The sequence below is a fragment of the Streptomyces sp. NPDC005004 genome (assembly GCF_053600675.1).
The window spans coordinates 42350-55145 of record NZ_JBSGAH010000022.1; the positions used below are offsets into that span (position 1 = coordinate 42350).

The 12796-nt window shown below is 71.0% G+C and carries 14 protein-coding genes; 8 read left to right on the forward strand and 6 right to left on the reverse strand.

Annotated elements, in window-relative coordinates; translation table 11 throughout:
- The first annotated feature begins 55 nt into the window (after nt 1–55).
- The 4 genes from ACWEEU_RS26185 to ACWEEU_RS26200 all read left to right on the forward strand — a co-directional run bounded on the left by ACWEEU_RS26185 (nt 56) and on the right by ACWEEU_RS26200 (nt 3484).
- Nucleotides 56–1033 carry a GlxA family transcriptional regulator gene (locus ACWEEU_RS26185; RefSeq protein ID WP_451735337.1) on the forward strand — a complete coding sequence of 326 codons (978 nt, stop codon included), beginning with the start codon at nt 56–58 and terminating at the stop codon, nt 1031–1033.
- A complete protein-coding gene (locus ACWEEU_RS26190) occupies nt 1030–1533 on the forward strand; it encodes a GNAT family N-acetyltransferase (RefSeq protein ID WP_385749250.1) in 504 nt (167 codons plus the stop codon). The genes ACWEEU_RS26185 and ACWEEU_RS26190 overlap by 4 nt, the downstream gene beginning before the upstream one ends.
- 75 nt (nt 1534–1608) lie before the next feature.
- Nucleotides 1609–2325: a DsbA family oxidoreductase gene (locus ACWEEU_RS26195; RefSeq protein ID WP_385749253.1), complete on the forward strand. Its 717-nt coding sequence runs from the start codon at nt 1609–1611 to the stop codon at nt 2323–2325.
- A gap of 97 nt (nt 2326–2422) precedes the next feature.
- Complete coding sequence (locus ACWEEU_RS26200) at nt 2423–3484, forward strand: aminotransferase class V-fold PLP-dependent enzyme (RefSeq protein ID WP_451735338.1); 1062 nt, start codon at nt 2423–2425, stop codon at nt 3482–3484.
- Between the two features lie 90 nt (nt 3485–3574).
- Here the strand turns inward: ACWEEU_RS26200 and thpD are convergent, their stop codons facing one another.
- The 5 genes from thpD to ACWEEU_RS26225 all read right to left on the reverse strand — a co-directional run bounded on the left by thpD (nt 3575) and on the right by ACWEEU_RS26225 (nt 8235).
- A complete protein-coding gene (thpD, locus tag ACWEEU_RS26205) occupies nt 3575–4477 on the reverse strand; it encodes an ectoine hydroxylase (RefSeq protein ID WP_451735340.1) in 903 nt (300 codons plus the stop codon).
- 4 nt (nt 4478–4481) lie between these two features.
- The gene (locus ACWEEU_RS26210; protein ID WP_199586575.1) at nt 4482–4886 is read right to left on the reverse strand and encodes an ectoine synthase; all 405 of its coding nucleotides are present in this window, start codon (nt 4884–4886) and stop codon (nt 4482–4484) included.
- 108 nt (nt 4887–4994) lie between these two features.
- On the reverse strand, nt 4995–6266 hold the full coding sequence (gene ectB / locus ACWEEU_RS26215; protein ID WP_385749262.1) for a diaminobutyrate--2-oxoglutarate transaminase: 1272 nt from the start codon (nt 6264–6266) through the stop codon (nt 4995–4997).
- 25 nt (nt 6267–6291) lie between these two features.
- Nucleotides 6292–6810, reverse strand: a complete 519-nt coding sequence (ectA, locus tag ACWEEU_RS26220; RefSeq protein WP_385749263.1) for a diaminobutyrate acetyltransferase — start codon at nt 6808–6810, stop codon at nt 6292–6294.
- Nucleotides 6811–7134: 324 nt separating this feature from the next.
- Complete coding sequence (locus ACWEEU_RS26225; protein ID WP_451735343.1) at nt 7135–8235, reverse strand: pyridoxal-phosphate-dependent aminotransferase family protein; 1101 nt, start codon at nt 8233–8235, stop codon at nt 7135–7137.
- A gap of 196 nt (nt 8236–8431) precedes the next feature.
- On the opposite strand from ACWEEU_RS26225, the gene ACWEEU_RS26230 reads away from it, so the two are divergent.
- From ACWEEU_RS26230 to ACWEEU_RS26240, 3 genes are read left to right on the forward strand one after another with little or no spacing between them, the layout of a single operon-like run.
- Nucleotides 8432–9289: a transporter substrate-binding domain-containing protein gene (locus tag ACWEEU_RS26230; protein ID WP_385751412.1), complete on the forward strand. Its 858-nt coding sequence runs from the start codon at nt 8432–8434 to the stop codon at nt 9287–9289.
- Between the two features lie 14 nt (nt 9290–9303).
- The gene (locus ACWEEU_RS26235) at nt 9304–10137 is read left to right on the forward strand and encodes an amino acid ABC transporter permease (RefSeq protein WP_385751409.1); all 834 of its coding nucleotides are present in this window, start codon (nt 9304–9306) and stop codon (nt 10135–10137) included.
- On the forward strand, nt 10134–10937 hold the full coding sequence (locus ACWEEU_RS26240) for an amino acid ABC transporter ATP-binding protein (RefSeq protein WP_385751407.1): 804 nt from the start codon (nt 10134–10136) through the stop codon (nt 10935–10937). The genes ACWEEU_RS26235 and ACWEEU_RS26240 overlap by 4 nt, the downstream gene beginning before the upstream one ends.
- Before the next feature lie 76 nt (nt 10938–11013).
- On the opposite strand, the gene ACWEEU_RS26245 is transcribed toward ACWEEU_RS26240, so the two are convergent.
- Complete coding sequence (locus ACWEEU_RS26245; protein WP_385746096.1) at nt 11014–11388, reverse strand: VOC family protein; 375 nt, start codon at nt 11386–11388, stop codon at nt 11014–11016.
- A 245-nt stretch (nt 11389–11633) separates the two neighbouring features.
- Between ACWEEU_RS26245 and ACWEEU_RS26250 the strand changes: the two genes are divergently transcribed.
- A complete protein-coding gene (locus ACWEEU_RS26250) occupies nt 11634–12725 on the forward strand; it encodes an amidohydrolase family protein (RefSeq protein WP_385746094.1) in 1092 nt (363 codons plus the stop codon).
- Nucleotides 12726–12796 lie beyond the last annotated feature (71 nt).

Consider the following 12796-nt stretch of genomic DNA (forward strand, 5'->3'; position numbering starts at 1 on the left):
ATCACGCGGCGCGTACAGTAGTGGCCTGATTGCCATACGTCCGGAGGTTCTGGCCATGATTCGTGTCGTCGTCATCGCCGCCCCGCCCGTGTCGATGTTCAACCTGGCCATCCCCGACCTGCTCTTCGGCAAGGTCGAGGTGGCGGGCGGGCGCGGCTACGAGGTCGTCGTCTGCGCGCCGGACCCGGGTCCGGTGGCCACCACCGGAGGGCTCGAACTCACCGTGCCGCACGGCCTGGAGGCGCTGCGCGAGGCGCACACCGTCCTCGTCGCGGGCACCGGCGAGACCTACGAGCCCGACCTCCGCGTGGTCGCCGCGCTGCGCGAGGCCGCCGGGACGGGCACCCGCATCGCCTCCATCTGCACCGGCGCCTTCTCCCTCGCCAAGGCCGGACTCCTCGACGGCCGCCGGGCCACCACCTACTGGGCGCACGCCGACGAGATGCGCCGCCGCCACCCCGCCATCGCCTTCGAGGGCGACGTGCTCTACACCGAGGACGGCCAGTTCCTCACCTCCAGCGGATACGCCGCCGGAATCGACCTGTGCCTGCACATCGTCCGCACCGACTACGGCGCCGCCGTCGCCAACGAGGTCGCCCGGCGCGCCCTGGTCGCTCCCGTACGGCCGGGCGGCCAGACCCAGTTCGCGCACACCCCGCTGCCGCCCGAGCGCGGCACCGCCTGCGCCGACGTGCGCGGCTGGGCCATGCGCAACCTCGACAAGCCGCTCACCCTCACCGACCTCGCCCGCCACTGCGGCGTCAGCGTGCGCACCCTCACCCGCCGCTTCCACGCCGAGAGCGGGGTCAGCCCCCTGCAGTGGCTGCTGCACCAGCGCGTCGAACGCGCCAAGGAACTCCTGGAGACCACCACCCTGCCCATGGACCAGGTCGCCACCGCCTGCGGCCTCGGCACCGCCGACTCGCTGCGCGCCCACGTCGTGCGCCGCACCGGACTGACCCCGAGCGCCTACCGCGGCCAGTTCCGCCGGTACGCAACCGTGCCCTCCGGTGCCACGTCCTCACCGGCGTGATCAGTGAACGAGCGAACAGCGCCCTGGTGATCCGCCCGGCCGAGCCCGCCGAGGCCGAGACGGTCGCCGCGCTGCACGAGCGCGCCCGGTCCACCTACTACCCCGGCGGCCCGCCGCCCGCCGACTTCGACTGGACGGACTCCTGGCGCGCCTCCATCGAGCGGCCCGACGGCCGGGTCCTGTGCGGAGTCCAGGACGGCCGGATCGTCGCCGTCGCCTCCTTCCGCACCCCCGAGGGCGCGCCCCCGGAGAAGGTCAAGCTGTTCCAGTTCCACGTCGACCCCGACCACTGGCGCGCGGGCATCGGCACCGCCCTGCACGCCGCCTGCGTGGAGCACTGGCTCGCCGACGGCAAGCGGGTCGCCGTGCTCGACGTCCACGTCGGCAACAAGCGCGCCCAGGACTTCTACGCCCGTCGGGGCTGGGTGCCCGACCCCGAGAACCCGCCCGCCGAGGGCGACCACCACCTCTTCCTGCGCTGGAGCGCGCCCGGGGAATGAACCCGGCTGCTTGAAGGTTCACGTACCGGGTGGGGAGGTCCCTCACCCGGTGACGAACCGAAGAGAGCCCGAAGAATGCGCGTCGAGATCTGGAGCGACATCGCCTGCCCGTGGTGCTACGTAGGAAAGGCACGCTTCGAGAAGGCGCTCGCGGCCTTCCCGCACCGCGACGACGTCGAGGTCGTGCACCGCTCCTTCGAACTGGACCCCGGCCGCGCCAAGGGCGACGTCCAGCCCGTGCTCACCATGCTCACCAGGAAGTACGGCATGAGCGAGGCCCAGGCCGAGGCCGGCGAGGACAACCTCGGTGCCCAGGCGGCCGCCGAGGGCCTGCCCTACCGCACCCGGGGCCGCGACCACGGCAACACCTTCGACATGCACCGCCTGCTGCACTTCGCCAAGGAGCACGACAGGCAGGACGAGCTGATCGGACTGCTGTACCGGGCCAACTTCGCCGAGGAGCGGTCCGTCTTCACCGAGGGCGACGAGCGCCTCGTGGAGCTGGCCGAGCAGGCGGGCCTGGACCCCGAGGCCGCCCGCCAGGTCCTCGCCGACCCCACCGCCTACGCCGACGAGGTCCGCGCCGACGAGCGCGAGGCCGCGCAGCTCGGCGCGAACGGCGTCCCCTTCTTCGTCCTGGACCGCGCCTACGGCGTCTCCGGCGCCCAGCCCGCCGAGGTCTTCACCCGGGCGCTCACCCAGGCGTGGGACGCGCGCTCCCCGCTCACCGTGCTCGGCCAGGACGACGCCGACACCTGCGGCCCGGACGGGTGCGCGGTGCCGCAGAAGTAGGAAATCGCAGGTGGGAGGCCATCCATAAGGATCGCTGAGAGACACCGCGTAAAAAAGCGCAATGGACGGTGACTCCATGGGGACGCACAGTGGACCCATGGAGACCACGGAGACGTTCGACAACCTCGTCCGCGCCGAGTTCACCCCCGTAGGCACCTACCTCAACACGGCGAGCAGCGGCCTGCTGCCCGCCCGCACCGTCACCGCCCTGCACGAGGCGGCGCTGCTGCGGGCGCAGGGCCGTCCGCTGACCGCGCTCTTCGAGGACGTGGAGGAGTGCCGGGCCGCCTTCGCCCGGCTCGCCCACGTCCCCGTCGAGCGCGTCGCGGCGGGCGCCTCGGTCGCCGCGCACACCGGGGTGATCGCCGCCTCGCTGCCGCCGGGCGCCGAAGTCCTCACCGCCGAGGGCGACTTCACCTCCGTGCTCAACCCGTTCCACGTCCGCGGCGACCTCAAGGTGCGCGCGGTGCCCGTCGAGCGCATCGCGGAGTCCGTCCGCCCGGAGACCGACCTCGTCGCGGTCAGCGCCACGCAGTCCGCCGACGGGCGGATCGTCGACCTGGCCGCGTTGCGGGAGGCCGCCCGCGCGCACGGCGCCCGCACCTACGTCGACTTCTCCCAGGCCGCCGGCTGGCTCCCGATGGACGCGGGGGAGTGGGACTTCAGCGCCTCCGTCGCCTACAAGTGGCTGCTCGGCCCGCACGGCATCGCCTTCCTCGTGATGCCCGAGGACTTCGGCGGCCTCGCCCCGCTCCTCGCCGGCTGGATCGCGGGCGAACGTCCCTGGGACAGTTGCTACGGCCCCGTCACCGAACTCGCCCACTCCGCACGGCGGTTCGACCTCACCCACCCTCTGGTCGACTACGCGGGACTGCGCCGCTCCCTCGAACTGGTCGAGGAACTGGGCGTGTCCGCGATCCACGCCCACGACACGGCGCTGGCCGACCGCTACCGCGCGGGCCTCGCCACCCTCGGCCACGAGCCGCTGCCCTCACCCGGCTCCGCGATCGTCTCCGTGCCCGGACTCGGCCCCCGGCAGGAGGAGTTGAGCCGCGCGGGCATCGAGGTCTCCGCACGGGCGGGCAACCTGCGCGCCGCCTTCCACCTCTACAACACCGAGGCGGAGGTGGACCGGCTGCTGGACGCGCTCTCCGGCTGAGCGCGCGACGACATGACCGGGCCGGGACCTCCCGTCCCACAACAAGGAGGCCCCGGCCCGGGGTTCGGTGAGTGCGGCTCACCGCGGTGACTACCGCACCGGCGTGAAGTCCCGCGCCCCGATGTACTCCGGCCTGCGCACCGGTGCCGCGAACGGCTCCACCGCCGCGTTCTCCACGCTGTTGAACACGATGAAGACGTTGCTGCGCGGGAACGGCGTGATGTTGTCGCCGGAGCCGTGCATGCAGTTGCAGTCGAACCAGGTCGCCGAGCCCGGCTTGCCGGTGAACAGGCGGATGCCGTGCTCGCTCGCCATCCGCGTCAGCGCCTCGTCGGACGGGGTGCCCGCGTCCTGCATCTGGAGCGACTTCTTGTAGTTGTCCTCGGGCGTCGCGCCCGCACAGCCCAGGAACGTCCGGTGCGAGCCCGGCATGATCATCAGGCCGCCGTTGGTGTCGTGATTCTCGGTCAGCGCGATCGAGACCGACACCGTGCGCATCCGGGGCAGCCCGTCCTCGGCGTGCCAGGTCTCGAAGTCCGAGTGCCAGTAGAACCCGCTCGCACCGAACCCGGGCTTGACGTTGATCCGGGACTGGTGGACGTACACCTCCGAGCCGAGGATCTGCCGGGCCCGGCCGACCAGGCGCTCGTCGCTCACCAGGTTCGCGAACAGCTCGCTGAGCCGGTGGACCTCGAAGACCGAGCGGATCTCCTTCGAGCGGGGCTCCACGATCGCCCGGTCGTCGGCCCGGATCAGCGGGTCGGCGACCAGCCGCTCCAGCTCACGCCGGTACACCTCGACCTCGGCCGGGGTGATGAGCTGGTCCACGCTCAGGAAGCCGTCGCGCTCGTACCCCTCCAGGTCGGCCGTGGTGATCGGGCCGTAGGCGCCGGGGGCGCTCCAGACGACCGGGTCCTTGCGCGGGACGGCGACCTCGGCGGTACCGCGGCTGGGGTAGAGATCGGTGACGGGCGCGGTGGGGATCGTGGTCATGGGATCACACCTCCTCGGGTTCGGTCAGCAGGGGGTAGACGCCGTTCTCGTCGTGGTCCTCCCGTCCGGTCACCGGCGGGTTGAACACGCAGAGGCAGCGGAAGTCCTCCTTGACGCGCAGCGTGTGCCGCTCGTGCCCGTCGAGGAGGTACATCGTGCCGGGGGTGATCGTGTAGGTCTCCCCGGTCTCGTGGTCGGTCAGCTCGGCCTCGCCCTCGGTGCAGACGACGGCCTCGATGTGGTTCGCGTACCACATCGACGTCTCGGTCCCGGCGTACAGGACGGTCTCGTGCAGGGAGAAGCCGACGCGCTCCTTGGCGAGCACGATCCGCTTGCTCTCCCACGTGCCGGACCTGGCCCGGACGTGGCGGTCGGTGTCCTCGATGTCCTTGAACGATCGGACGATCACGGTGGGTGCCTCCTGTGGTTCCGTGTCGGTGGCGGTCTCGTGGTCAGGCGGTCAGGGCGCCAGGCGGCCGGGGCGCCGTACGGTCGGGGCGCCGCACGGTCCGGGGTGTCAGGCGGTCTCGCGGACGGCCCGGGCGAGGATGCTCATGCCCTCGTCCAGCTCCGCCGGGGTGATCGTGAGCGCGGGCAGCAGCTTGACGACCTCGCTCTCGGGGCCCGACGTCTCGATGAGCAACCCGAGTTCGAAGGCGCGGGCGGCGACCCGGCCGGCCCGCTCCTTGTCGTGGAACTCCAGGCCCCACACCAGTCCGCGCCCCCGGTAGTCCTTCACCGCGGCGGGGTTCTCCTCGGCTATGGAGACCAGCTCCCGCTCGACGCGCTCGCCTCGGGCGCGGGTCTGCTTCTCCATGGCGGCGCCGTCGGCCCAGTACGTCTCCAGCGCGGCGGTCGCGGTGACGAACGCCGGGTTGTTGCCGCGGAAGGTGCCGTTGTGCTCGCCCGGCTCCCAGACGTCCAGCTCCGGCTTGAACAGGCACAGCGACATCGGCAGCCCGTAGCCGCTGATGGACTTGGACACGGTGACGATGTCGGGGACGATGCCCGCCTCCTCGAAGGAGAAGAATGCGCCCGTGCGCCCGCAGCCCATCTGGATGTCGTCGACGATGAGCAGCATGTCCTGCCGCTCGCACAACTCCTTGAGCGCGCGCAGCCATTCGGGCCGGGCGACGTTGATGCCACCCTCGCCCTGCACGGTCTCCACGATCACGGCGGCGGGCTTGTTCAGCCCCGACCCCTGGTCCTCCAGCAGCCGCTCGAACCACAGGAAGTCCGGGACCTGCCCGTCGAAGTAGTTGTCGAACGGCATCGGCGTGCCGTGCACCAGCGGGATGCCCGCCCCCGCCCGCTTGAAGGCGTTGCCGGTGACCGCGAGCGAGCCCAGCGACATGCCGTGGAACGCGTTGGTGAACGACACGATCGCCTCGCGCCCCTTCACCTTCCGGGCCAGCTTCAGCGCGGACTCCACCGCGTTGGTGCCGGTCGGCCCCGGGAACATGACCTTGTACGGCAAGTCGCGCGGGCCGAGGACCAGTTCCTGGAACGTGCGCAGGAACGACCGCTTGGCCACGGTCGACATGTCCAGTCCGTGGGTCACGCCGTCACGGGCCAGATAGTCGATCAACGCCCGTTTGAGAACGGGGTTGTTGTGACCGTAGTTGAGCGATCCGGCCCCGGCGAAGAAGTCGAGCCAGGCGCGGCCGTCCTCGTCGTACATCCGGCTGCCCCGCGCGGTGTCGAACACGGTGGGCCAGCCGCGGCAGTAGCTGCGCACCTCGGACTCGACGGTCTCGAACACGCTCAGGTCGGGCTGGGTGATGGTCACGGTGATTCGCTCCTCGGTGCGGCGTTCAGTGGGCCGGGGTGTGCGTCAACGGGCCTATGCGGTACAGGACTTCGGGATCGTGCGGACCGTCCGGGAAGAGCTCGGCGGGGAACAGCACCTCGCGCTCCGGCTCGATGCCGTGCCGGGCGGCGAACGAGGTGAACAACCGCTCGGAGGCGGTGTTCCCGGGGGTGATCGTGGTCTCGATGCCGGTGATCCCCCGCTCGGCGGCCAGCCGGGCGGTCAGCCCGTCCAGCAGCGCGGCGGCGATCCCGCGTCCTCGGTGGGCGTCGTCGACGGCCACCTGCCAGACGAGCAGGGTGTGCGGACGGTCGGGCCGTACGTAACCGGTCACGAAACCGACCGGCTCGCCGTCCGCGCCGCGCGCCACCGCCGAGGTGGCGGCGAAGTCCCGGCACCACAGCAGATAGCTGTACGAGGAGTTCAGGTCGAGGGTTTTCGATTCCTTGGCGAGACGCCAGAGGGCGGCTCCATCGGTTACCGCCGGTCTGTCGACGATCAGGTCTGCGGGTGCTGCGGTCATGCGGCACGAATTTAGCGAGGCGAATGCGTAAATGCACGGCAGTGCAGCCGGTTGTGTACGACCGGGTCGGCGATATGACTGGTTTGACCTGGGAAGAACAGGGAGAAAAAGGGCGCACTGTGGGGTGCGTCACAGCACGGAAAACGCTCTGTGTTTCATCTTGTTTAGTGTTGCAAAAAGCGGGCAGATGAATACCCGGGCCCTGTCCCCTCGGAATTGAGCGGAGAATGTGGAATTAGTGAAAAAGTGGGCGGACGGGGGAGCGGGTGCGAAAAACGGCCCGCGCGAATTCGCGCGGGCCGTCGGCCGGATTCGGGGTACCGGTCAGCGCCAGGCTTCCCCCGCCGCCCGCAGCGCGCCCTCCGGGTCCACCGCGAGCCCCTGTGCGGCCATGGCCGCGCCCAGTGCCGCCAGCGAACGGCGCACCGCGTCCAGGTTCGCGTCGGGACCGTAGTGGTTGACCCGGATCATCTCCTTGGCCAGCGCGCCGCCCCCGGCGGCCAGCGGCAGCCCCGGGTCCGTGCGCAGCGCCTCGGCCACCAGCTCCGAGGCCACCACCCGCTCCGGCACCCGCAGCGTCGTCGCCACCGGAGCCGCGTCGCGCGCCTGGTGGACGTACGGCTCCAGACCGCCGCGGAGCGCGAGCGCGCCCGCCCGCGTCGCCCGCGCGGCGGCCTGGTGCCGGGCCATGACGGTGTCGAGGCCGTCCGCCTCGATGCGCTCCAGGCACGCCTCCAGGGCCAGCATCTCCAGTTGCGCCGGGGCGTGCGGCAGGACGGCGCGGCCCGCGTCGATCCAGCGCTCCTTCCAGTCCAGCAGGGACAGGTAGGAGCGGCGCGGCGCCCGCGGGTTGGCCGCCATCCGGGCCCAGGCGCGCTCGCTCACGGAGATCGCGGACACCCCGGCCGGGCCGCCCATCGCCTTCTGCGCCCCGATCACGCACAGGTCCACGCCCCACGCGTCCGGCAGCACCGGCTCCGCGCCGACCGAGGCCACCGCGTCCAGATAGAAGAGGGCGCCGTGCTCCCGCACGACCTCGCCGATCTCCGCGACCGGGTTGGTGTTGCCGGTCGCCGCCTCCGCGTGCACCAGGGACACGAAGTCGATCTCCGGGTGCTCGGCGAACACCTCCCGGATCTGCTCGGCGGCGACGGCCGCGTGGAAGGGGACCGCGAGGTCGTGCACGGTGGCGCCGCTGTCGCGCAGCCAGTTGCCGAAGGTCTGGCCGTAGGGTCCCGTGATCACGTTCAGGGCGACCGTGCCCGGACCCGCGGCGGCGCGGATCGCGCCCTCCAGCGGCAGCAGTGCCTCGCCCTGGGTGATCAGCACGTCCTGCCGGGTCTCGAGGAGCGCGGCCACCTGGTCCTCGACGGCGGCGAACCGTGCGGCGGTCAGCGGGGGCAGGTCGAGGAAGGGGTGGGTCACGGGGTGCTCTCTTCGCTCACACGGGTACACGGAACCGGCCGGAGGCCGATGGTGACGAGGGTAACTCGCGGCCTCCATGCCGCTTTGACCGGCGACTTCTTAGGCCAGACGGCTTCCAGGCCATCGGTTTGATTTGAGAGACCCAAACCTCTCCTTATAATCAGAACCCACAGTTCCCCCCACAGGGAGATCCCCCATGAAAACGCTCCTCGGGCGCCGGACCCGTCTTCTGGCAGCCGCCACCGTGGCGGGCGCGGTCGCGCTCGTCGCGGGCTGTTCCTCTTCGGACGGCGGCGGGAGCGGCAACGCCACCGCCAAGGGGGTCCACCTCGTCAAGGCCGGTCAGCTCACCGTCTGCACCCATCTGCCCTACCCGCCGTTCCAGTCGGTGATCGACGGCAAGGTGCAGGGCTTCGACGTCTCCCTGGTCGATCTCGTCGCCAAGGACCTGGGCGTCAAGCAGCAGATCCTCGACACCCCCTTCGAGAACTTCAAGACGGGCGCGTTCCTCAACTCCGGCCAGTGCGACCTGGCGGCGGCGGGCATGACCATCACGCCCGAGCGCAAGAAGAACGTCGACTTCTCCGACCCGTACTTCGAGGCGACCCAGGCCGTCCTGGTCGGCAAGAACAGCGGTCTGAAGTCCTTCCAGGACATCAAGGCGGAGCACAAGTCGCTCGGCGCCCAGGCGCAGACCACCGGCGAGGACTACGCGAAGAGCAAGGGCATCGACCCGGTCTCCTTCCACTCCTCCGACGCGCTCCTCAACGGCCTGCGCACGGGCCAGGTCCAGGCGATCATCGTCGACTACCCGGTGGTCCAGAGCTGGCTGAAGGACAAGTCCAACGCCGACGCCTTCAAGATCGTCGGCAATCTGCGCACCGGCGAGCAGTACGGCTTCACGGTGAAGAAGGGCAACACCGCCCTCCTCGACGTCGTCAACAAGCAGCTCGCCAAGGCCAAGTCCGACGGCACCTACAAGAAGATCTACGAGAAGTGGATCGGCCCGTACGACGCCTCGGCCGCCTCCCCGGCCGCGACCCCCTCCTCCTGAATCCCGCTGACTTCATGACCGACACGGACACCCGTATCCAGCCGAAGAAGCACGGCCTGACCCGCCGCCAGCGACGGCGGGTCTCGCGCGGCGTGCAGTACGCCGTCTTCGTCGCCGCCGTACTCGCCTTCGCGTTCTCGGCGGACTGGGGGCGGCTGCAGAACCAGTTCCTGCAACTGCCCATCGCCGCGCAGATGTTCCCGGACGTCATCACCCTGGCGCTGAAGAACACGGTGCTCTACACCCTCTCCGGCTTCGTCGTCGGTCTCGGTCTCGGCATCGTCGTCGCCCTGATGAGGCTGTCCTCCGTGGCGCCCTACCGCTGGGTCGCCGGGGTGTACATCGAGATCTTCCGCGGCCTGCCCGCCCTGCTGATCTTCATCTTCGTGGGCGTCGGCGTGCCGCTGGCGTTCCCGAACGTGCAGTATCCGGGCGGTACTTACGGCAAGGTCGCCGTCGCGCTCGGACTCGTCTCCGCCGCCTACATGGCCGAGACGATCCGCGCCGGCATCCAGGCGGTGCCCAAGGGGCAGATGGAGGCGGCCCGTTCGCTCGGCTTCTCACCCGCGCGGGCCATGATCTCGATCGTCATCCCGCAGGCGTTCCGCATCATCCTGCCGCCGCTCACCAACGAACTCGTCCTGCTCTTCAAGGACTCCTCCCTGGTGCTGTTCCTCGGCGTCACCCTGGAGGAGCGCGAACTGTCCAAGTTCGGCAACGACTTGGCCAGCACCACCGCCAACTCCACGCCGATCCTGGTGGCCGGCCTGTGCTATCTGCTGGTCACCGTCCCGCTCGGCTTCGTCGTGCGGCGCATGGAGTCCAGGTCCCAGGAGGCGATCCGGTGAGCACCCCCGAGATCCGTATCGAGGGGCTGCACAAGTCCTTCGGCGACAACCACGTCCTGCGCGGCGTCGACCTGGAGATCGGCCAGGGCGAGGTGGTCTGCGTCATCGGCCCCTCCGGTTCCGGCAAGTCCACCCTGCTGCGCTGCGTCAACCTGCTCGAGGAGCCCAGCGAGGGCAAGGTCTTCGTCGGCGGCACCGAGCTGACGGACCCGGACGTCGACCTCGACGCCGTCCGCCGCCGCATCGGCATGGTCTTCCAGCAGTTCAACCTCTTCCCGCACCTCGACGTCACCGAGAACCTCACGCTGCCCCAGCGCCGGGTCCTCGGCCGGGACAAGGCGACGGCCGCGCGGATCGCCGCCGACAACCTCGCGCGGGTGGGTCTCTCGGAGAAGGCCGAGGCGTACCCGGCCGCCCTCTCCGGTGGCCAGCAGCAGCGCGTGGCCATCGCCCGCGCGCTCGCCATGGGCCCCGAGGTGATGCTCTTCGACGAGCCGACCTCCGCGCTCGACCCCGAGCTGGTCGGGGACGTGCTCGCGGTGATGCGCGGGCTCGCCCGGGAGGGCATGACCATGATGGTCGTCACCCACGAGATGACCTTCGCCCGCGAGGTCGCCGACCGCGTCGTCTTCATGGACGGCGGCGTCATCGTCGAGGACGGCACCCCCGAACAGGTCATCGGCAACCCCCGCAACGAACGCACCCGCCACTTCCTCTCCCGCGTCCTCGACCCGGCGATGGCCGAGGTGGAGGAGACGGACGGACCGGTGGGGACGGGCCCGGAGAAGACCGGCGCCTGACGGCCGCGATGGCCACGACGTGACACCGGCCCGGCCGGGCACCCTCCGTGCGGGTGCCCGGCCGGGCCGTGTCCGCCTACAGATACGGGCGCGTGATCAGCTCGATCGCGTGCCCGGCGGGGTCCTTGAAGTAGACACCCCGGCCGCCGTGCTCGTGGTTGATCTCGCCGGGGCGCCGCATCTGCGGATCGGCCCAGTGCGTGACGCCCCGCTCGCACAGGCGCCGGTACGCCCGGTCGAACAGCTCGTCGTCGACCAGGAACGCGTAGTGCTGCATCTGGATCTCCACCGGCGGCTCCGCGAACTGGAGCAGCACCCCGTCGGTGAGCTGGACGTTGCGGAACGGCCCCCAGGACGGCGCCGCGGGAAGCTCCAGCAGCTCCCGGAAGAACCGGGCGGAGACGTCCTTGTCCTTGGCGGCGACGATCGTGTGGTTGAACGTGACTGTCATACGGCTGACCTCGCTGTGGTCCGGCACGGAGTTGAGGGATTGCTCGGTGCTCGGGCGCGGGGAGGTCCGCGGGACGGGTGGCGGGGACGCCGGGCGAGGGCGCGCGTGTGGCGCACCCGGGTGGCGATCAGCCACCCACCGGGTCGCCTGTCCGTGAGTGGCCCGTCAGGGCCGGTCCGGTGTTCACGTCGGAGGACGTTACCGGACCTGCCGCGCCGCCGGGAAGGCGGTTTAAGGTGCCGTACATGAGCGATCAGGCGGTGCTGCACGTCAAGGGGCGGGTGCTCGTCGGGCCCGAGGACGTCCGGGACGAGCTGTGGGTGGTCGGCGGGCGGGTCACGTACGACCGTCCCGTGGGCGCCGGGGACGTGACGACCGTGACGGGGTGGGCGCTGCCCGGCCTGGTCGACGCGCACTGCCACGTGGGGCTCGGCGCGGAGGGGCCCGTGGACGCGGAGACCGCCGAGAAGCAGGCGCTGACCGACCGGGAGACCGGAACCCTGCTGCTCCGGGACGCCGGTTCGCCCTCGGACACCCGCTGGATCGACGAGCGCGACGACCTGCCGAAGATCATCCGTGCCGGGCGGCACATCGCCCGCACCCGCCGCTACATCCGGGGCTACGCCCACGAGATCGAGCCGGACGACCTCGTCGCCTACGTCCGCCAGGAGGCCCGGCGCGGGGACGGCTGGGTCAAGCTGGTCGGGGACTGGATCGACCGCGGCCTCGGTGACCTGGCCCCCTGCTGGCCGCGCGAGACGGTCGCGGCGGGCATCGCCGAGGCCCACCGCCAGGGCGCCCGCGTCACCGCGCACTGCTTCGCGGAGAGTTCGCTGCGCGACCTGGTGGAGTCCGGCATCGACTGCGTCGAGCACGCCACCGGACTCACCCCCGAGCTGATCCCGCTCTTCGTCGAGCACGGTGTGGCGATCGTCCCGACCCTGGTCAACATCGCCACCTTCCCGCGCCTGGCGGCGGGCGGCGACACCAAGTACCCCAGGTGGTCCGCACATATGCGCCGCCTCCACGAACGCCGCTACGACACTGTGCGCGACGCCTATGACGCCGGGATCGCGGTGTACGTCGGCACCGACGCGGGCGGCTCGCTGCCCCACGGCCTGGTCGCGGCGGAGGTCGAGGAACTCGTCACCGCGGGCATCCCGGCCCCGGCCGCGCTCTCCGCGACGAGCTGGGCCGCCCGCGCCTGGCTCGGCCGCCCCGGACTGGAGGAGGGCGCGCCCGCCGACCTCGTCGTCTACGAGTCCGACCCCCGCGCCGATGTACGAGTCCTCGCCGCCCCGCGTCGCGTGGTGCTGAACGGGCGGGTCACGCAGTGACCTGCCGGGGCGCGGGGGAACTCCTGTGCCCCGAAAACCGAAGAGACGTGCGGTATCTCCACGATGGAGTG

Bases quoted from the DNA above. Each gene is read 5' to 3' on its own strand.
- ACWEEU_RS26230 (WP_385751412.1), top strand. From the start codon at position 8,432: ATGAAAACGCTCCTCGGGCGCCGGACCCGTCTTCTGGCAGCCGCCACC.
- ACWEEU_RS26250 (WP_385746094.1), top strand. From the start codon at position 11,634: ATGAGCGATCAGGCGGTGCTGCACGTCAAGGGGCGGGTGCTCGTCGGG.
- ACWEEU_RS26245 (WP_385746096.1), bottom strand. From the start codon at position 11,388: ATGACAGTCACGTTCAACCACACGATCGTCGCCGCCAAGGACAAGGAC.
- ACWEEU_RS26185 (WP_451735337.1), top strand. From the start codon at position 56: ATGATTCGTGTCGTCGTCATCGCCGCCCCGCCCGTGTCGATGTTCAAC.
- ACWEEU_RS26235 (WP_385751409.1), top strand. From the start codon at position 9,304: ATGACCGACACGGACACCCGTATCCAGCCGAAGAAGCACGGCCTGACC.
- ACWEEU_RS26200 (WP_451735338.1), top strand. From the start codon at position 2,423: ATGGAGACCACGGAGACGTTCGACAACCTCGTCCGCGCCGAGTTCACC.
- ectA (WP_385749263.1), bottom strand. From the start codon at position 6,810: ATGACCGCAGCACCCGCAGACCTGATCGTCGACAGACCGGCGGTAACC.
- ACWEEU_RS26195 (WP_385749253.1), top strand. From the start codon at position 1,609: ATGCGCGTCGAGATCTGGAGCGACATCGCCTGCCCGTGGTGCTACGTA.
- thpD (WP_451735340.1), bottom strand. From the start codon at position 4,477: ATGACCACGATCCCCACCGCGCCCGTCACCGATCTCTACCCCAGCCGC.